The sequence below is a fragment of the Ruegeria sp. CDSB029 genome, assembly GCF_059611125.1.
In genome coordinates this window covers 258,167-276,787 of the sequence record NZ_JBXWOX010000001.1, presented here as the reverse complement: position 1 = coordinate 276,787, position 18,621 = coordinate 258,167, and the positions used below count along the sequence as shown (strand labels likewise).

17 protein-coding genes are annotated in these 18,621 nt (G+C 57.7%); 7 read left to right on the top strand and 10 right to left on the bottom strand.

The annotated features are described in order from the left end of the window. The 4 genes from AC2FI8_RS01330 to AC2FI8_RS01315 all read right to left on the bottom strand — a co-directional run bounded on the left by AC2FI8_RS01330 (window position 1) and on the right by AC2FI8_RS01315 (window position 4,295). A complete protein-coding gene (locus tag AC2FI8_RS01330) occupies window positions 1-1,092 on the bottom strand; it encodes an extracellular solute-binding protein (protein ID WP_496776613.1) in 1,092 nt (363 codons plus the stop codon). Between the two features lie 112 nt (window positions 1,093-1,204). Then, window positions 1,205-2,296: an ABC transporter ATP-binding protein gene (locus AC2FI8_RS01325; RefSeq protein WP_496738623.1), complete on the bottom strand. Its 1,092-nt coding sequence runs from the start codon at window positions 2,294-2,296 to the stop codon at window positions 1,205-1,207. A gap of 149 nt (window positions 2,297-2,445) precedes the next feature. Beyond that, window positions 2,446-2,967: a maleate cis-trans isomerase family protein gene (locus AC2FI8_RS01320; protein WP_496776610.1), complete on the bottom strand. Its 522-nt coding sequence runs from the start codon at window positions 2,965-2,967 to the stop codon at window positions 2,446-2,448. Between the two features lie 182 nt (window positions 2,968-3,149). Next, window positions 3,150-4,295 (bottom strand): M24 family metallopeptidase, encoded by a 1,146-nt coding sequence (locus AC2FI8_RS01315; RefSeq protein ID WP_496776609.1) that lies wholly within the window; start codon window positions 4,293-4,295, stop codon window positions 3,150-3,152. Window positions 4,296-4,490: 195 nt separating this feature from the next. Between AC2FI8_RS01315 and AC2FI8_RS01310 the strand changes: the two genes are divergently transcribed. After that, a complete protein-coding gene (locus AC2FI8_RS01310; RefSeq protein ID WP_496776608.1) occupies window positions 4,491-5,675 on the top strand; it encodes a M24 family metallopeptidase in 1,185 nt (394 codons plus the stop codon). After that, window positions 5,672-6,829 carry an acetylornithine deacetylase gene (argE, locus tag AC2FI8_RS01305; RefSeq protein WP_496776606.1) on the top strand — a complete coding sequence of 386 codons (1,158 nt, stop codon included), beginning with the start codon at window positions 5,672-5,674 and terminating at the stop codon, window positions 6,827-6,829. The genes AC2FI8_RS01310 and argE overlap by 4 nt, the downstream gene beginning before the upstream one ends. Here argE and AC2FI8_RS01300 read toward each other — a convergent pair. Genes AC2FI8_RS01300 through AC2FI8_RS01275 form a run of 6 tightly spaced genes read right to left on the bottom strand, consistent with a single transcriptional unit; the run spans window position 6,826 to window position 12,524 of the window. Next, a complete protein-coding gene (locus AC2FI8_RS01300) occupies window positions 6,826-7,692 on the bottom strand; it encodes an urea carboxylase-associated family protein (RefSeq protein WP_496765278.1) in 867 nt (288 codons plus the stop codon). The genes argE and AC2FI8_RS01300 overlap by 4 nt on opposite strands. A gap of 43 nt (window positions 7,693-7,735) precedes the next feature. After that, window positions 7,736-9,214: an aldehyde dehydrogenase gene (locus tag AC2FI8_RS01295; protein WP_496776604.1), complete on the bottom strand. Its 1,479-nt coding sequence runs from the start codon at window positions 9,212-9,214 to the stop codon at window positions 7,736-7,738. A gap of 8 nt (window positions 9,215-9,222) precedes the next feature. Continuing rightward, window positions 9,223-10,257 carry an LLM class flavin-dependent oxidoreductase gene (locus AC2FI8_RS01290; protein ID WP_496776600.1) on the bottom strand — a complete coding sequence of 345 codons (1,035 nt, stop codon included), beginning with the start codon at window positions 10,255-10,257 and terminating at the stop codon, window positions 9,223-9,225. Further along, entirely contained in the window at window positions 10,257-11,177 is a 921-nt protein-coding gene (locus tag AC2FI8_RS01285) for a flavin reductase family protein (protein ID WP_496776596.1), read from the bottom strand. Before AC2FI8_RS01285 ends, AC2FI8_RS01290 begins: the two co-directional genes overlap by 1 nt. Beyond that, the gene (locus tag AC2FI8_RS01280) at window positions 11,174-11,953 is read right to left on the bottom strand and encodes an alpha/beta fold hydrolase (protein WP_496765286.1); all 780 of its coding nucleotides are present in this window, start codon (window positions 11,951-11,953) and stop codon (window positions 11,174-11,176) included. Before AC2FI8_RS01280 ends, AC2FI8_RS01285 begins: the two co-directional genes overlap by 4 nt. After that, window positions 11,925-12,524, bottom strand: coding sequence for an amino acid synthesis family protein (locus tag AC2FI8_RS01275; RefSeq protein ID WP_496765288.1), 600 nt, complete (start codon window positions 12,522-12,524; stop codon window positions 11,925-11,927). The genes AC2FI8_RS01280 and AC2FI8_RS01275 overlap by 29 nt, the downstream gene beginning before the upstream one ends. A 107-nt stretch (window positions 12,525-12,631) precedes the next feature. Here AC2FI8_RS01275 and AC2FI8_RS01270 point away from each other — a divergent pair, with 107 nt between their 5' ends. The 5 genes from AC2FI8_RS01270 (at window position 12,632) to AC2FI8_RS01250 (ending at window position 18,619) form a co-directional block, all read left to right on the top strand. After that, window positions 12,632-13,495 carry a LysR family transcriptional regulator gene (locus tag AC2FI8_RS01270; protein WP_496776593.1) on the top strand — a complete coding sequence of 288 codons (864 nt, stop codon included), beginning with the start codon at window positions 12,632-12,634 and terminating at the stop codon, window positions 13,493-13,495. A gap of 77 nt (window positions 13,496-13,572) precedes the next feature. Next, a complete protein-coding gene (locus AC2FI8_RS01265) occupies window positions 13,573-14,823 on the top strand; it encodes a sarcosine oxidase subunit beta family protein (protein ID WP_496776591.1) in 1,251 nt (416 codons plus the stop codon). Window positions 14,824-14,836: 13 nt separating this feature from the next. Further along, window positions 14,837-15,124, top strand: a complete 288-nt coding sequence (locus AC2FI8_RS01260; RefSeq protein ID WP_496776588.1) for a sarcosine oxidase subunit delta — start codon at window positions 14,837-14,839, stop codon at window positions 15,122-15,124. Then, window positions 15,121-18,066, top strand: a complete 2,946-nt coding sequence (locus AC2FI8_RS01255; RefSeq protein WP_496776585.1) for a sarcosine oxidase subunit alpha family protein — start codon at window positions 15,121-15,123, stop codon at window positions 18,064-18,066. Before AC2FI8_RS01260 ends, AC2FI8_RS01255 begins: the two co-directional genes overlap by 4 nt. Further along, entirely contained in the window at window positions 18,059-18,619 is a 561-nt protein-coding gene (locus tag AC2FI8_RS01250; protein WP_496776583.1) for a sarcosine oxidase subunit gamma, read from the top strand. The genes AC2FI8_RS01255 and AC2FI8_RS01250 overlap by 8 nt, the downstream gene beginning before the upstream one ends. The last annotated feature ends 2 nt before the right edge of the window (window positions 18,620-18,621 follow it).

The window sequence follows — 18,621 nt, the reverse complement described above, 5'->3', positions numbered from 1 at the left end:
TTATTTCGCCAGCCAAGCCTGGAATTTCGCGTCGATGTCGTCGCGGTAGTCAGCCCAGAACTCGTAGTTGTACAGGAACGTGTTCTTGGCGTTTTCCGGATCGGTTGGCATATGCGGCGCCATGTCGATACCCAGATCGGCGTGCTGACCAACCAGCGGTGCCGAAGATGCACGTGCCGGACCGTACGAGATCCACTTGGCCTGATCCGCCAGACGCTGGGTGTCAGTTGCGAACATGATGTAGTCCAGAGCGCGCTGTTGACGCTCTTCGCTCAGGCCAGCAGGAATGATCCAGCCGTCCAGGTCGAACACTTGTGCGTCCCACAGCATGGCAACAGGCTGCTTCTGCTCTTCGATCACGCTGAACAGACGACCGTTGTAGGTCGAGCCCATGACGACTTCGCCGTCCGCCAACAACTGCGGCGTGTCTGCACCTGCGGACCACCAGACAACGCTGTCCTTGATAGTGTCCAGCTTTGCCAGAGCCTGATCCTGCCCTTCCGGTGTGGCCAGAACGTCATAGACGTCATCCTTGGCAACACCGTCACACAGCAGCGCCCATTCCATGTTGTTGATCGGGCGCTTTTCAAGCGACCGCTTGCCCGGATAGCCTTCAAGATCGAAAATGGCACAAATCTCGGTCGGAGGATTGTCACCGACCAAATCGGTGCGATAGCCGAACGTGGTCGAGTATACGATTTGCGGGATAAAGCAGTCGCTTACCAGCAGTTCGCCGAAATCCTCGGACGCGGGTGTGCCGTCAGGTGCCGGTGCCAGTTGACTGTCAAAGTCGATTTCCAGCGCCAGGCCTTCGTCGCACAGACGAATGGCATCCGCTGCCACAACGTCCACAACATCCCAGGTGATGTTGCCCGCTTCGTTCATTGCCCGCAGCTTGGCAACCGCTTCGTTCGAGCTGTCGTCGTTCAGAATGGTTACGCCGGTCTTTTCCGAATAGGGCTCGTGATAGGCTTTCAGCTGCGACTTGGAATATGCGCCGCCCCAAGAGACGATCGTCATCTCTTCGGCTGACGCGGCGCCGGCAACAGCCACAATCGCACCCGCCATAAGAGTGGTTTTAGTAACTTTCATCGTTAACTCCCTGTTTTTTCCCGTTTATATTGATCATTGCGGTTGGGCCACGGGGTAACCCTCCCATGCCTTTCCCCGCACAATATGGTGCCATGAGCGGGGCTATTCCTGATCAGGCGTCCAATGCCCGGCAGTCGCGCGCAAGCCAGCCGATTTCGACTTCCTGGCCCGGTGACAGCTTGATAGCGTCCGGGGCGTTTCGCGTCTTGATTATGAAGTCGTCATTCCCGGCAACCGACAGACGGAAGCGGAAGACATCGCCCATGTAAATGAACTCTTTCACCGTTGCCTTCAGTGTATGCGCATCGGCGTGCAGGCGATCCTTGTTGAATTCCACCCGCTCAGGCCGGATTGACACTTTGGTCCGATCACCTGCCGCGTGGACATTGACCGGCTTGGCGTCAATTTCAGATCCGTCATCCAGCGCCACAACACATTCGTCGCCGTTGATTGATTTAACAACGCCTTCCAATGTATTGTTTTCACCAATGAACTGGGCAACGAAACTGTTTTCAGGCTCTTCATACAGCAGATCCGGCGGCGCAAGCTGTTGAATGCGCCCATCGTCGAATACCGCAACGCGATCTGACATTGTCAGCGCCTCGGTCTGGTCGTGGGTCACGTAGACCGTCGTAATCCCAAGTTCATGGGCCAGACGCGTGATTTCAAACTGCATATGCTCACGCAGCTGTTTGTCGAGCGCGCCCAGAGGTTCATCCATCAGCACCAGCTCGGGCTCGAACACCAGCGCACGTGCAAGGGCAATCCGCTGCTGCTGACCCCCAGACAATTGCGCCGGTCGACGGCTGCCAAAGGCCCCCATCTGCACCATATCAAGCGCCCGGCGGACCTTTTCTTCTCTTGCGTCCTTGCCAATTTTCCGCACTTCCAGAGGGAACGACAGATTTTCTGCCACCGTCATATGCGGAAAAAGAGCGTAATTTTGGAATACCATGCCGATACCGCGCTTGTGCGGTGGGATATTATTGATCGGTCGCCCGTCCAACATAATCTCGCCATGGGTGGCTGTTTCAAACCCTGCCAGCATCATCAGACAAGTTGTCTTGCCGGAACCCGAGGGCCCAAGCATTGTAAGAAACTCACCTTTCGGCATGGAAAGGTTAAGGTCTTTTACAACAAGGATCTCGCCATCATAAGATTTTTGGACATGCTGAAACTCGACGAACGCTGCGTCATTAGACATTTACCGATTAGTCTCCCCTGTGCAGTCCTTGCCTGCCCGGTTCATCCGGATCTCAAAGACCTGTCGAGGCCATTTAAGGACATGCGGGGTGCGACACGCAACCAAAATATGACACGTGGGTAACGATTAAAAAGGAGGCAGCAGAGTTTTCAGGCAGAATTCAACTTACGCATGTGCCACGCAAGGCTTTGGTTGCTGGAAAGCACCGGTTTTTTAAGGCGTTCCTGCACAATCGGAATAACATCAAAAGTTCTAAGATTCGTGCAGCTTAGAAAAACAGCTTCAACTGAATCATCCTGCCCAAGACTCACTGCAGCCTCAATCAGAGACTTCCGTGAAATCCGCGCTACTTTGGCCTCTTCGGCTTCGCCGAATGTGCCAAAAACATCCATCGAAATGCCATTTTGCGCAAATGCACTGCGTAAGGGATCGTTCACTTCTTCGATATATGGCGACAAAAGTGCAAACTTTGCTACGCCAAGTTCGTGGGCGCAGGCCGAGGCCGCGCGCAATGGGTTTGTAACAATCGCCGCCTCGCAAGTTTTTTGAACCATTTGTTCAACCTGATCCGAGCCGATAACCGAGCTGGCAGAGGTGCAGCCATAACCAACAACACGATATGGTCGGGTCTTGGGCAACAAATCGGCAGCGGCAGGCAAGGCGGTTTCCATTTCCGCCAGAGTATCAGTCGTCACCTCTTTGCCGCTGGGAATTCTGGAGACGTAAATCGGACAGCTTCGATCAGAAAAATACGCGTTGAACTCCGGCTCAAGGGTCTCGTCTGTCTGCAAGACGATCAGGCCCATTGGGGGCGCTGCGGGATCATCTGCATCAACTGTATAAGGTAAACGCGTCATATCTCGGGCAACTCCATACCAGCGCGAGGGCTAAGAAAGCGGGGCTCTTCTTCGGTTATGACGATGTTTTCTTCGTGGACAAGGATCTTTCCACCTACGGCAATGCCCGGTTCAAGCGTCAGGACCATACCTGGTTCCAAAACTGTGTGGTCGGTTGGAATGAGGGATGGCCATTCTGTCAAAGACATCCCCAATCCATGCCCCAAGCGCCCTGCTCCTGTATCGGCATCGTGGCGCGACAGCACAGAGTTCATCGCCTGAAACAAGTCGGCCGCCGTAGCGCCCGGGCGCGCAATCTCGAACGACGCATCCGATGCTTCAATCAATGCACTATAGGCTGACTTAACCTGCGCGTTTGCGGGCCCTATCGACCAGTTGCGGTCGTAATCACTAAAATACCCATCCCAAACCAGGCCGGTGTCCAGCATCAGGACATCGCCTTGTTGCAGTTGCGTATCAGATGCCGGGGATATTACGTCGGTATACCCACCCTGTTCCGCACCGCCCGCGAGGTATGGAACCCAATCGGCCCCCTCGTCCAGGCAAAGCATTTGAAACCCGCGGAACACAGCATCCAGCGCCACGCCTTCTTTGGCGATTTCGGGCACCCTCCGAAAGGCGCGCCCGGCGATGGTGCAAGCCGTTTCGATCTTTGCAATCTCCGCTGATGATTTCACCATCCGCAGCGCGCGTACGATCCCTTCATCGCCGCAAAGGTCTCGCTGACCGACTGCCTGTTGCAAACGTCGAAGGTCTGCCAACGGCATCCTGACATGCGTTTCATGCCCATCTGGTAGACCGATCCTTGCGTCGTCGGGCGTCACCTCACGAAGTGTCTCAGCCAAAAGGCTAATGCCATCGTCGGCGAGATCCGGCGCGGCCCAGGTTCGGATATCGTCGAGCCATGTCTCGGCCATTAGCGCGGCCCCGATCGAAGGGATCACAGAAATCGGCTTTCCGCTAGCAGGTACAATAAGAAACCAGGGCCGTGTCGGGCTTTCCCAAAACCGCGTCAGGTAGCCGGTAAAATATCGGACCTCAGGCTCCGTCGTTAGCAACAGGGCCGACAGACCAGAGGCTTGCATCTTGTTTTGCGCGCGTTCCGTTCGTGCTGCGAACTCAGACGTGTCAAACCCCCTCATTCCGTGACCTCAGAGAAAAAGCGGATAACCTGCGCGTCCGCGTCAATTCTCAAGCAAGTGCCATTGATCAGCTTTTGGCCGCCGCGATGGGGGGTAGGTGAGATTCTCAATTTGGTGTCTTTCCCGTGATGCCCATTGACGTGATCGCATTCGTCAAGTTCTGTCAACAAAACTCGCCCAAGGCAGGAGCCTAAAATGCCCCATTCAGATCCGGCCTTCAGCCGCGCCGAGTATGACCGCAGATTGGCAAAGACCCGCGCCGCCATGGCAGCCGCCGGGTTGGATGCTTTGTTTGTCGAAGATCCTTCAAACATGGCATGGCTGACGGGCTATGAGGGCTGGTCGTTCTATGTGCATCAAGGGGTACTTGTGCTTCAGGATGCCGACCCGATCTGGTGGGGCCGAAATCAGGATGCCAACGGCGCGCGTAAAACTGTTTGGATGTCCAATGACCGGATCCACGGCTATGCGGACGAATACGTACAATCCACCGTGCGTCACCCCATGCAGGATCTGGCAGCGCTGATTGCGGATACTGGTATCGCGAAGGGGCGGATCGGTGTCGAGTTGGACAATTATTATTATTCAGCCAAAGCGCACCTGACTTTGCTGGCGGAGTTGCCCGACGCAGAGCTGGTCGACGCAAACACATTGGTGAACTGGCAGCGTGCCGTGAAATCCGATGAGGAAATTGCGCTAATGCGAAAAGCTGCCCGGATATCCGAGCATGTGACCGACGGCGTATTGGAGCGCATCGAACCGGGTATGCGCAAGAACGACCTCGTCGCGCAAATCTACCATGACGCAGTCACCGGAGTTGGCGAGGATTGGGGCGATTACGCAGCCATTGTGCCGCTGCTCCCGTCCGGCCCGGATGCCGCTGCACCGCACCTGACTTGGGATGGTGAACCATTCAAATCCGGAGAGTGTACATTTTTCGAACTGTCAGGCTGCTATCGCCGTTACCACGCGCCCTTCTGCCGCTCGGTCTTTTTGGGTAAGCCACCCGACTATTTGCTTCGTGCTGAAGCCGCGCTGGTAGAAGGGCTTGAAGCGGGACTAGAGGCCGCGCGTGCCGGAAATCAGGCGCGTGACATTGCTTTGGCACTGGCCACCCCGCTGGAACGGGCCGGTATCGAACGCGGCGCGCGATGCGGTTATCCAATTGGTCTCAGCTACCCACCGGATTGGGGCGAACGCACGATTTCCCTGCGACCCGAGGACGAGACCGTACTGGAACCCGGCATGACCTTTCACTTCATGCCAGGCCTCTGGATGGATGATTGGGGGTTGGAGATCACTGAGCCGATCCTCATCACAGATTCCGGACCTGCCGAATGTTTCTGCGACCGCCCCAGAAAGCTGTTTGTGAAGCCATGACTTTACCCAGAACCATGGAAATACTAGCCGACCTGATCGCTTTTGAGACGGTGTCAGCGGACTCGAATCTGGAAATGATCAGCTATCTGACCGAACGGCTCGAGGCATTGGGTGCACGGTGTATCGAGACGCGGGACAAGACCGGTGCAAAGGCGAACGTGTTTGCCACCCTCGGCCCCGATCAACCCGGCGGCATCCTTTTGTCAGGCCATACGGACGTGGTGCCAGTGGCCGATCAGGATTGGACAACCGATCCGTTCCAGATGGCTGAAAATGACGGCAAGCTCTACGGTCGCGGCACATGCGACATGAAGGGCTTCATCGCAGCGGCGGTGGCTTTCGGCGAAACGCTGGATGTCGGGAAGCTGACCCAGCCGCTGCACTTTGCCTTTACTTACGATGAGGAAGTCGGCTGCCTTGGTGCGCAAGCGCTGGTCGATGACTTGTCCGAACGCGGCATCGTTCCGGACATCGCGATTATCGGCGAACCGACTGAGATGCGCGTGATTGAGGGGCACAAGGGCTGCTTTGAATATACAACTCGCTTTACCGGGTTAGAGGGACACAGCTCTGCCCCCGATGACGGGGTGAATGCTGCGGAGTATGCCGCGCGATACATCGCCAAACTGCTGGAGCTGCGCCATATCCTCAAGTCCCGCGCACCCGCCGACAGCCGGTTCGAGCCGCCTTGGACGACGGTCAATATCGGCCAAATTTCAGGCGGCGTAGCCCATAACGTCATAGCCAGCAAGGCCGAGGTCTTGTGGGAGATGCGGCCCGTGCAAGCAGGCGACGCCGACCTCGTCAAAAAAACCCTTTCGGACTACGTACAGCATTCACTGTTGCCGGAAATGCAAGCGGTCCACAGCGACTCGAGCATCACGCAAGAGGCTATCGCCGAAGTCGAAGGCCTTGAGCCCATGGAAGAAAACGCAGCCCGTGATCTGGTCGCCGAACTGACCGGGGCCAACGGTACAGGTGTTGTTGCCTTTGCGACCGAGGCCGGGTTGTTTCAGAAGCTTGGCGTTCACGCGATCGTTTGCGGACCGGGTTCGATCGCTCAAGCCCACAAGGCGGACGAGTTTCTTGAAATCGAACAGTTGGACCTGTGCTGCAGAATGTTAACCCGTTTGGGTCAGCGCCTGACTCGTTAACCGGTTCCGTGCGTGCGGTCATATTTTGATCGATCCGGTTGCACATGCGCCGCACGCGCTTTCTCGCCGGGGTCATAGACCTCCATCACCAACGGATGGCAGGCAGCGGCATCCGAAGAATGTTCCGACGAACAATCCCCGCCGGGGCACGCAGACAGGCCGACGATCAGGTCAATCTCGGCATAAAACTCAAGATAGTCGCCCGGGCGAACCGGGCTGGCTTTCATAAAATACTGGCCCGTGTCGCGGGAAAATCCGGTGCACATGAACACGTTCAGCACGTCATGCACCAGCATTTCGGCCTCATGCAGCGGCAGGTCGCAATGGCTGGCCAGCGAGCGGGTCAGGTTCGAGTGGCAGCAATAGTGATAGTCGTCCCCCGATAGCAAACGCCCGGTATACGGATCACACCGTGTGCCAATCACGTCATGGACCGATCCGCCATAGGTATCGAACCCATACCAGTCCAGAGTATCGGCAACGATCGTCGCCATCGGTCGCATGTTGGGAAAGCTCGACCACATCCGGTCTCCGGTCGACAGGTGCGTGCCGTGCAGCGCGCGGGTTTTGCCGGAATAGAACCGCTCGGTCAGGTCATGCTTGTTCCACATGTTCAGGTCGCCAACCTGAGGACCGTCGACCGAAACCACCCTCAAGAAAGCGCCAGCCGGAACATCAATGCATGCCGCGTCACGCGGGGCAGCAGTGGCCTCGGCCACCTTTACGGCACCTTCGCGCAGTTGGCCCAAACCAATCAGATCAGGCTGCTGCAACGAGTCCGGTGGGTAGCAGATTACTGGGGCAATGGCCTTGCGGTCGGCGGCATCGGCCGGTGGTGGGAAGTTCGGTTTTGTCAGTTTCATGCGCCCCTCACTTCCCTCCGGAAATCCCTGCCTTTCCGAATCCTTAGCGCATTATGAAAGGGTTCGCCATCGGCTCTTGCGCGGTGCTGATCCAGGTGGTCTTGGTTCTGGTGTAATCCAGGATCGCCTCAACGCCGGCCTCGCGGCCATATCCCGACTGATTGAACCCGCCAAACGGCGCGATAGGAGAGATCGCGCGATAGGTGTTCACCCAGCAGATACCGGCCCTGATCCGTTTCGAAACACGGTGTGCACGCGCAAGGTTCTGCGTGAACACGCCCGAGCCCAACCCGTAAGGGGTGCTGTTTGCCAGCGCGATAGCCTCTTCTTCGGTATCGAACGGCAGCAAGGACATGACAGGTCCGAACATTTCGATCTTCAAGGTTTCGGTCTCGGGTGACACGCATTCGACCAAAGTGGGATTCATGTAATTCCCGGGACGCTCCGCTGCTTCTCCACCGAAATGGATCGTCGCGCCCTGCCCCTGCGCTTTGTCCAAGGTCTCTTCGATTTTGCGCACCTGCGCTGCCGTGCAAAGCGGTCCAACATGCGTTTCGGGCTGCAAAGGATCACCCAACCGGATGGCGCTGGCCTTTTCGGCGATCCGTTCGACCAGAGGTTCCAGGATTGACCGATGCACCAGCCCACGCGTTCCTGCCACACAGCTTTGGCCTGATGCGCCGAAATTTCCCGCAATCAGGCCATTTGCTGCACCGTCCAAATCGGCGTCCTCAAACACGAGGATCGGCGACTTTCCACCCAGCTCCAATGACGTGACCGCAAAGTTCTCAGCCGAGTTTCGCACCACATGGCGGGCGGTTTCAGGCCCACCCGTAAAGGCAATTCGGTCGACATCCGGGTGCCGGGTCAGTGGGATCGCGCAGTTTTCGGCGTCACCGGTGATAACCGACACAACTCCGGACGGGAACCCAGCCTGTTCAATCAGCTTGGCGAACTCCAGCATAGGTGCGGGCGCGATTTCCGATGCTTTCAGCACGACGGAACACCCGGCAGCCAACGCCGGACCCAGCTTGGTCGCGGTCAGGAACATTTGCGCGTTCCACGGCACGATCGCGGCCACGACGCCGATCGCTTCGCGTGTGGTAAAGACGTGCATGTCGGGCTTGTCGATGGGCAGGACCGTGCCTTCGATCTTGTCTGCCAGCCCCGCAAAGTAACGGTAGTAATCCGCGACATATCCGGTTTGTGCCGAGGTTTCCGCCAACAGCTTTCCGCTGTCGGTCGTCTCCAACTCACCCAGACGCGCGGCATTCTCAGCCACCAGATCGGCCAGGCGATACAGCAGCTTACCCCGCTGGGTCTGTGTCATATCCCGCCATTCCGGGTCATCCAGAACCCGTTTGGCGGCGGCAATGGCGCGATCAACATCGGAGGAAGAAGCGCACGCGAATGTGGCCCACCCCTGACCTGTCGCCGGATTTTCCGATGTCATCACCTGCGAGGCTGATCCTTCGGTCCAAGTGCCGTCAATGAACAGCTGAAAATGCGGTAGGTTTCCCATGGTCGTCCTCACTGAAATGCCGGCATGACGTCGTCGATGAACCGCGCTAAAGAGGCGCGCTTGCGTTCATTGGTCATGCCGCTGTCGACCCAGAACGAAAACTCGTCATAACCCAGATCCTCATAGCGCTTGATCCTGTCGATCACCTGTTGGGCAGTCCCAACTGTCAGATCACGGCCCAATTTTTCTTTGGTATACATCGGGTTCGCGTCCATCTCGGCTTCGGTAATCGGCTTAATCAAGCCCTGTTCAACCGACCGTTTATTCAGGAACCAAGCACCAAAGTAATTGTAGTACCGGCGCAGATTTTGCACGCCCTGCGCAACATCGTCGTCATCTTTACCGACATAGGTGTGGTGCAACAGCATGATCTTGGGGCGCGGCCCCTCGTAGCTGTCACAGGCATCGTTGAACCGCCCCATCAGGGTCTCGATCTCTTCCATACCCTGCCACAGCGGGGTGACCTGAATATTGAATCCGTTGTGAACGCCGAATTCGTGGCTGTTAGGATCCCGCGCGGCGATCCAGATTGGCGGGCCGTCCTCCTGATATGGCTTCGGTGCCGAAGTTGCGGCCGGAAACGCATAGAACTCGCCTTCATGGGCACAATCGCCCTTCCAGATCTGAGGCAACAGCGGGGTGGACTCGCGCATGCGCTGCCCCGCCTCCCAAGCGTCCATTCCCGGCATCAGACGTTCGTATTCATAGGAATACGCACCGCGCGCGATCCCCAACTCGATACGCCCTTTCGTCATCTGATCCGCTGCGGCGGCCTCACCTGCCAGTTTGATCGGATGCCAGAACGGCGCAATTACCGTTCCGGTGCCCAACCGCACATTGCGCGTGTGATGCGCCAGATCGACCAGCGACAGAAACGGGTTGGGGGCAATGGTGAACTCCATCCCATGATGTTCACCTGTCCAAACTGCCCGCATGCCCCCGTCATCAGCCATCTTCACCAGGCTCACGAATTCATCATACAGAACATCGTGAGGCTGATCCGGGGTCAGACGTTCCACGTGGGCAAACAGTGAAAACTCCATCAAATGGCTCCTTTACCGAAACTGTGAATTTCGCCGCGCTCGGCGTCGCCGAGATACAGCCCGAAAACGCCTTCGTGGGCTTCAAGGGCGTAGCGGGTCATCATGTGGTGCAAACTATTGCTGGCGTAAGTCAGATCAGCCAGATCGCCGATATCTACCCATTCGGCATTTTCCACCGGGATGTTCTGAACGCAAGACGCCAGAAAGAACGTGTAGTGCAGGTTCGTTTCGGCATCGTTGAACGAAGAATAGACCTGTTCGATCTGCGCCTGAATGCCCCGATCAGAAAGGCCCTGTGCCAACCTGTTGCGTTGCCCCCCGGGTTCTGCACCGGCGATTTGAACCGGGCGAAATGCGCCTTCGTAGCGTTCCAGAAGAACTTTGCCATTTGCCGCAACAATCGCGCCGCAGATTGTCGGAACCTGCGCGTCCATCTGACGCTCGAGCCCAAGACTGAAGTACGACCCGTTCACATAACCCAGACCGTTTCCACCGATATGGGTGAAGTCTGTGACACGACCAATCAGAACCGTGTGGTCGCCTGCGGGCAGCGCCTGATGCGTTTCACAACTGAACTGCGCCAGCGCTCCGTCGATCAGCGGCAAGCCATTGGCTCCGTCGCGATGCGCCACCCGACCAAATCGGTCGCCCTTGAAACTTGCGAAGGTATTCGAGACGCCCTGCTGCCCATCTGCCAGAACATTCACCGCAAAATGCGAGCATCCGGCAAAGGTATCGTGGCTGGACAGAAACTTGCCGGGGCAGACCAACAGCAAAGGCGGATCAAGCGACACGGACGTGAAGGAATTTGCCGTGAACCCAACCGGGTTTCCAGAGGTGTCGCGGGTCGTCACAACCGTTACACCGGTCATGAAGTTGCCGAATGCATCACGCAGGGAGCGAGTGTCTATCTCGGTCATGGCAGGCACCTCCGAACGAACTCAAGCAATTTAGCGTTAACGTCAGCCGGGTGCGTCATGGGCATCATGTGGGCAGCATTTGGGACTATCTCTACCCGCCCATTTGTCACCTTCTGCGCCATGCCCTGTGACATGCCCGGTGTGGAATTCGGCTCATCCGCGCCTGTCATAAACAGTGCCGGGCATTTGATTTGCCTCAGTTGTGCGTCAGTCGGCCCATCGCTTTCGGCGAAGATGGTATAGGCCGCTTTGTATGCGCCCGGGTGGACATCTTTCAGCCAACGCGAACAGGCTTCGCCTTCTTCTGAAACCTGATCGCCGAACCAACGCTGCAAAGTCACGGTGGGATCGTTTATGGCCGCAGCATCCAGTGCCGCCGCGCGGGTCGTGACAGCCGCACGCGCTTCGGGGGTTCGGCGGTAAATTGCGTTCAACGCGGCAACGCCTCTCACCTGATCATGCCCCGATGCCGCAACGTCCAAAGCGATCAAAGCGCCCATGGAATGCCCAATCAGAACGGCAGGCTCGGTCAATCGGGCCGCGATCGGGTTGGAGTACCCATCCAGCCCTATAGCACCTTGAAACTGGGTTTTTCCGTGCCCGGGCATATCCGGACACAGAACACGATACCCGGCGGCAGACAGCGCATCGATTTGCGCGCCCCAGGCTTCGGCCCGCAGGCCAACGCCATGGAGCAGAACCACAAGCGGGCCTTCACCTTCGTCTATAGCGGCGAGCCCGCCGATGTCAGACCGAGGCCGGGTTGTCCACGTCATGGCCCAAATCCTTCAAGTCCTGATAACGGTCGCCGATGCGATGATGCGGACGGCCCGAGGTTGCTCCGCCCAAAACCACGACGATCTCATCCGCACGGGGCGCGTCGGGGATGGCGAATTGCAGCGTCAGATAGTGTGACCGGCGGCCTGCATCGTTCTTGTCCATCAGTGGCACCATGATCGGTGTGTTCGCAGGCCCCCGGGTGTTGGTGAATGAAAGATAGGACTTGGCACCAACTGCCTGCCGGAAGATATTTCCGAAATGCAGCGTGTGGATCAGGCCCGAGGCATGCTCGACCTCTCCGTCCAGCCCCACAACCGCGGCCTTGCCATAAGCCTCAATCGCCTCGCCGCTTCCGGCCAGCGCGATCATCTTGTCGGTCAATTCTTGGCCCAGAATTGGGCCATAGGCCAAAATTTCAGGCCGCAGATCTTCGACGAAACGCCCGACCCAAGGGTTCGTGACAACCGCTGCCACGGCGAACATGCGCCACGGCCGTTCGGCTTTGCGATATCCTTCGATCAGAACTTCTTCGTCGAAGGTCACTATTTTACGAATTTCCGGCTGCACGATATCCCCCAATCTTGAGTACGAGAAATATCTTTGATTGGCCGGCACTTTGACAAACGAAAGAAGTTGGGTCTTAGGTATTAACAAAGCTACTAGGTCGGTTGCACATGCCCAAAACACTGCCCCCCCTTACATGGTTCAGGTCTTTCGAGGCTGCGGCCCGACGGCTGAGCTCAACAGCTGCGGCGGATGAAATCGGATTGACTCAATCCGCCGTAAGCCAACAAATCAGGTCGCTGGAATCCCGGCTTGGTGTCGTTCTGTTTCATCGGCACCCGCGCGGCCTGTCCTTGACGGATGAGGGGCGAAAGCTGCTGCCGCAAGTCGAAGCCGCACTGCAATTGCTGCAATCCGCCGCCTCTCCGTATTTGGCAGAGGAACGGGCCAAGCACGTCACTGTTGCGGCGTCGATCAGTATCATCGAATGGTTGATTTCCCCAGCGTTACCTCGGTTCCGAGAGCAAAACCCAGATACGTCCATTCGCTTTGTCAGCACGATCTGGCCGGATGAATACTCGGCCCTGCGCGCCGATGTCGAAATCCGGTTCGGGTCGGAAAAACAGGTTGGACGGGATGCAATGCCTTTACGACCGAATGACCTGATCGCGGTAAAAGCACCTGGCTTGGTTGGCGCTTTTCTGGACTTGCCGTTGATCGAGGCCGTGGGAACGTCAGACAACTGGTCCACTTGGGCGGAGGTCACCGGTCATAAAATCCATACCCCGGCCTATTATGTCGACTCTTACGGGCTCGCATTGCAATTGGCGGCTTCCGGGAACGGCGTGGCCTTGGTGAATGCACTTATCGCCGATCACGCTTTGCAAACCGGTCAGGTCGCGCGTGTTTTCGATGAGACCGCTCCAGCGACCGAAGGGTACTTTCTGGCCGTGCAGCGCGCATCCCCCGAGGTTGACGCCTTTGTATCATGGTTTTCACAATTGGTTCCCAGCGCGGCGCAGGAAAGGGTCTGATTCAGACACACCAATGTCGCATCTGAGGATATCACTGAGCAGGAAAATAGTGAATTCTGGCAAAAAAGGTCCGATTCATGCGATATTCAGGCTTTCGAGTCATCAAAGAGGCGCTTACCGGCCACAAAGGGTGGAAACCGGTCTGGCGTGACCCCGAACCCAAAGCTCATTACGACATTATCGTCATAGGCGGTGGTGGTCATGGGCTGGCAACTGCCCATTATCTGTCCAAGGTCTACGGTCATCGCAATGTCGTGGTTGTCGAAAAGGGCTGGATCGGCGGAGGCAATGTCGGGCGGAACACGACGATCGTTCGCTCGAACTACATGCTGGACGGGAATGAGCCGTTTTATGAATTCTCGATGAAACTGTGGGAAGGGCTTGAACAAGACCTGAACTACAACGCCATGATGAGCCAGCGCGGAATACTCAACCTGTTCCACACGGATGGTCAGCGCGACGCTTATACGCGGCGCGGCAATGCGATGATCCTGCACGGTGCAGATGCCGAATTGCTGGATGCCGATCAGGTACGCAAAGAACACCCCTATCTGAATTTTGACGATGCGCGTTTCCCGATCAAAGGCGGTCTGGCCCAGCGGCGGGGCGGCACCGCGCGCCATGATGCGGTGGCCTGGGGCTTTGCCCGGTCCGCGGACAGCCACGGTGTCGACATCATCCAGAATTGCGAAGTCACTGGTCTGCGTATCGAGAACGGCAAATGCCTCGGTGTTGAGACCTCAAAGGGCTTTATCGGGGCTAACAAAGTCGGCTGCGCTGTTGCCGGAAACTCGGGCCGGGTGATGGGCATGGCGGGCATGCGCCTGCCGATCGAAAGCCACGTGCTGCAGGCCTTTGTGTCCGAAGGTCTGAAGCCCGTTCTGCCCAGCGTCATCACCTATGGGGCCGGACATTTCTATGTCAGCCAGTCCGACAAAGGCGGGTTGGTCTTTGGCGGCGACATCGATGGTTACAACACCTATGCGCAACGCGGGAACCTGCCGGTGGTCGAAGATGTCTGCGAAGGCGGCGTCTCATTGATGCCGATGATCGGGCGTGCCCGCCTGCTGCGCATGTGGGGTGGTGTTATGGACATGTCGATGGATGGCTCACCCATAATCGACCGCACGCCGGTCGAGGGTCTCTATTTCAACGGCGGATGGTGTTACGGCGGGTTCAAGGCGACCCCGGCGTCCGGTTACTGTTTTGCGCATCTGTTGGCGAAGGACGAACCGCACTCTACCGCCACAGCCTATCGTCTCGACCGGTTCCGCACGGGCCGGATGATCGACGAAAAAGGCGTGGGCAATCAGCCCAACCTGCATTGAGGGGAGCACGAGAATGATTATCAACCATCCCCTTCTGGGCCCGCGCGACGCATCTGAATTCACCTATCTGGGTGACGCGTCACTGATCAACCGTCCTGATTGGCAGGCCGATAACGCGGCGGACGCGTTCTATGAATACGGCTACTTGCGCGACAACCCCGCAGGCGAGCATCAAGAACTGTGGTATCACGAGGCTGGCGACCGATCCTGGCTGGTCGTGACCCGTGACACCACCACGCATGAGATTTCCAAGGTAGAACTGGCCCGCGACGTGGCCCGCGCGCGGGGGCGATCCAAATGACCCAGAACAACAGGCTGAGCGGCGGCCAGATCGACCGCAATACCACTGTGAATTTCCGGTTCGACAACCGCAACTATACCGCCCATCCCGGCGATACGCTGGCTTCGGCTTTGCTGGCCAATGACGTGCGGTTGATCGGACGCTCGTTCAAGTATCACCGCCCACGCGGCCTACTGACTGCCGGATCCGAGGAACCCAATGGCATTGTCGAGCTGCGCTCCGGCAACCGGCAGGAACCCAACACACGGGCCACAACGACCGAGATGTTTGACGGGCTTGAGGCGCAATCGCAGAACCGTTGGCCCAGCCTGAAATTCGATGCGCTTGGCGTAAACGACCTGTTCTCGAATTTCCTGTCCGCCGGGTTCTACTACAAGACCTTCATGTGGCCGGCCGCTTTTTGGGAAAAAATCTATGAGCCGATCATTCGCCGCGCCGCGGGCCTTGGCTCTTTGTCGATGGAGGCTGACCCCGACGAATATGACAAAGGGTTCCGCCACTGTGATCTGCTGATCATCGGCGCCGGTCCATCGGGCTTGATGGCAGCCCTGACCGCAGGGCGCGCGGGTGCCGACGTTATTCTGGCTGATGAGGATTTTCGGTTCGGCGGACGTCTGAACAGCGAGACATTCTCAGTCGGAGATCAAAGCGGCAGCGATTGGGCGGCGCAGGCCGTCGCGGAACTGTCATCAATGCCCAACGTCCGGCTGATGGCCAGAACCACTGTCATCGGCGCCTTCGACCACGGCATCTACGGCGCTGTAGAACGGACCGGAGATCATGTGGCCACCCTGCCCGCCGGTAAGCCGCGCCAAATCCTCTGGCGCATTTACACCAAGAAGGCGTTGCTGTGTGCGGGGTCGACTGAACGGCCCATCGCGTTCGAAAACAACGACCGCCCCGGCATAATGATGGCCAGCGCCTTGCGAACCTATGCCAATCGGTTCGCGGCCACAGCCTCTCAGCGCGTGGCGATCTTCACCAACAACGACGACGGTCATCGCACCGCCGCCGACCTGCATGCCAAGGGCGTTCACATTTGCGCCATTGTCGACGTACGTGAGGATGCTCCGGTCAACTACGATTACGAAGTCCTGAGCGGCGCTCAGGTTGTGAATACCAAGGGGCGTCTTGGTCTGACCTTTGTCGAAGTTGTCCTGTCCGACGGCTCGACCCGCACGCTGGAATGCGGCGCACTGGGCGTTTCGGGGGGTTGGAACCCGAATGTGCACCTGACCTGCCATCAGCGCGGGCGTCCGGTCTGGAACGACGATCTGGCCGCCTTTGTGCCCGGTTCAAATCTGCCCGTCGGATTGACTGTCGCGGGCGCAGCGAACGGAGTGATGTCCACCCACGGCGCATTGAAATCCGGTGCCGAAGCTGCTGCGGCAGCACTAGAGTTGAGCGATGCTCAGCCCGACCTGCCGGGGGCCGAGGATACTCCGATCGCGCAGAAACCGTTCTGGTGTGTCGAAGGCTGCAAACGCGCTTGGCTGGACCAGCAAAATGACGTGACCGTCAAGGACGTCAAACTCAGCTATCAGGAAGGGTTCCGGTCAGTTGAACACCTGAAACGCTATACCACGCTTGGCATGGCGACCGATCAGGGCAAGACATCGAACATCAGCGCTTTGGCGATCATGGCCGAGGTGGCCGGAAAGACGATCCCCGAAACAGGGACAACCATTTTCCGCCCGCCTTACACGCCTGTTCCGATCAGCACCTTCGCGGGTCGGATGAAGGGACAAGAGTTTCACCCCACCCGCCTGACACCTTCACACTACTGGGCCAAGGAACGGGGCGCTGTATTTGTCGAGGTCGGCAACTGGCTGCGCGCGCAGTGGTTTCCCCTGCCCGGTGAGGTTCATTGGCGTGAATCAGTGGACCGTGAAGTGCGCCAGACCCGCGCGTCCGTCGGGGTGTGCGACTGTACGACACTTGGAAAAATCGACGTGCAGGGCGCGGACGCGGCTGATTTCCTGAACCGCGTCTACGCGAACGGTTTCGCCAAGCTTCCCGTGGGAAAAACCCGCTATGGCCTGATGCTTCGCGAAGACGGCATGGTGATGGATGATGGCACAGCCGCGCGTCTGGCCGAGGATCATTTTGTCGTCACAACGACCACGGCCAACGCGGTAAATGTCTATCGTCACATGGAATTTGTGCGCCAATGCCTGTTCCCGGATATGGATGTGCAGCTGATCTCGACCACCGAATCCTGGGCGCAATATGCTGTCGCTGGTCCCAATTCGCGCAAGCTGCTGCAAAAGATTGTCGACCCTGAATTCGACATCTCGAACGACGCATTCCCGTTCATGGGCTGTGGCAACATTACGGTCTGCGGCGGGTTGCGGGCGCGGCTGTTCCGGATCTCATTTTCGGGAGAGTTGGCCTTCGAAATCGCGGTGCCTTCGCGCTATGGCGACGCCCTTATGCGACGTTTGATGGCCGACGGCGAAGAATTTGACGTAGTCCCCTACGGCACCGAAGCGCTGGGCGTCATGCGGATCGAAAAGGGCCACGCGGCCGGCAACGAGTTGAATGGCACTACAACGGCATTGAATCTTGGATTGGGTAAGATGGTGTCGAAAAAGAAAGACAGCATCGGATCGACCCTGTCCGAACGAGAGGCCTTGGTAGAACCGGATGTCCTGCGGCTGGTCGGGATCAAACCGGTATCGCCCGAAGAAAAAGTCACCGCTGGTGGCCATTTGATGAACACGACCGGCCCGGTGGATGCCGCGCACGATCAGGGCTATGTCACTTCGGCTGCGTATTCGCCCATTCTGAACAGCAATATCGGGCTGGGTCTTTTGAGGGACGGTGCCAACCGAATGGGCGAGAAAATGCGCCTTGTGTCCCCATTGACCGATCTGACCGTCGAAGTCGAAATTGTATCGGCCCATTTCGTTGACCCCGAAGGAGAGCGTCTGCGTGCATGATCTAGTTGCAATAACCGCATTGGGCGGGTCCGAGCCACAGGTCGACACTGTTGGCGGGATTACGTGTTCGGAAGTTCCGGGCGTCGCGCTGGCATCCGTCGCCGCGCGGATGGGACAGGAAACCAAAGCCAGCAAAGCCCTGGCGAAACTGATCGGTGCCCCTGCACCTGGTATCAGCCAACATGCCGGTAACACTGTCACTGCTTTTTGGGCCGGTCCGGATCAGTGGATGATCGAGGCGCCTTTTGACACGCACGAGGAGCTTGCTGATCAGGTGAAGTCCGCTTTGGGCGATACCGCGTCGGTGACAGAACAGACCGACGGTTGGACACGTTTCGACCTGAACGGCGATCAGATTCCGGCTGTGTTGGAACTGTTATCTATGCTGGACCTGCGCAATATCGATGCGGGCAGCGTCGCCCGTTGCTCAATTCACCACATTGGCTGCTTTGTTCTCTGTCGGTCAGATGAAGCGTTCAGCATTTATGGCCCCCGTTCATCCGCCGGATCGTTGCATCATGCCATCGTCACTGCAATGCGTTCGGCGCTGTAAAG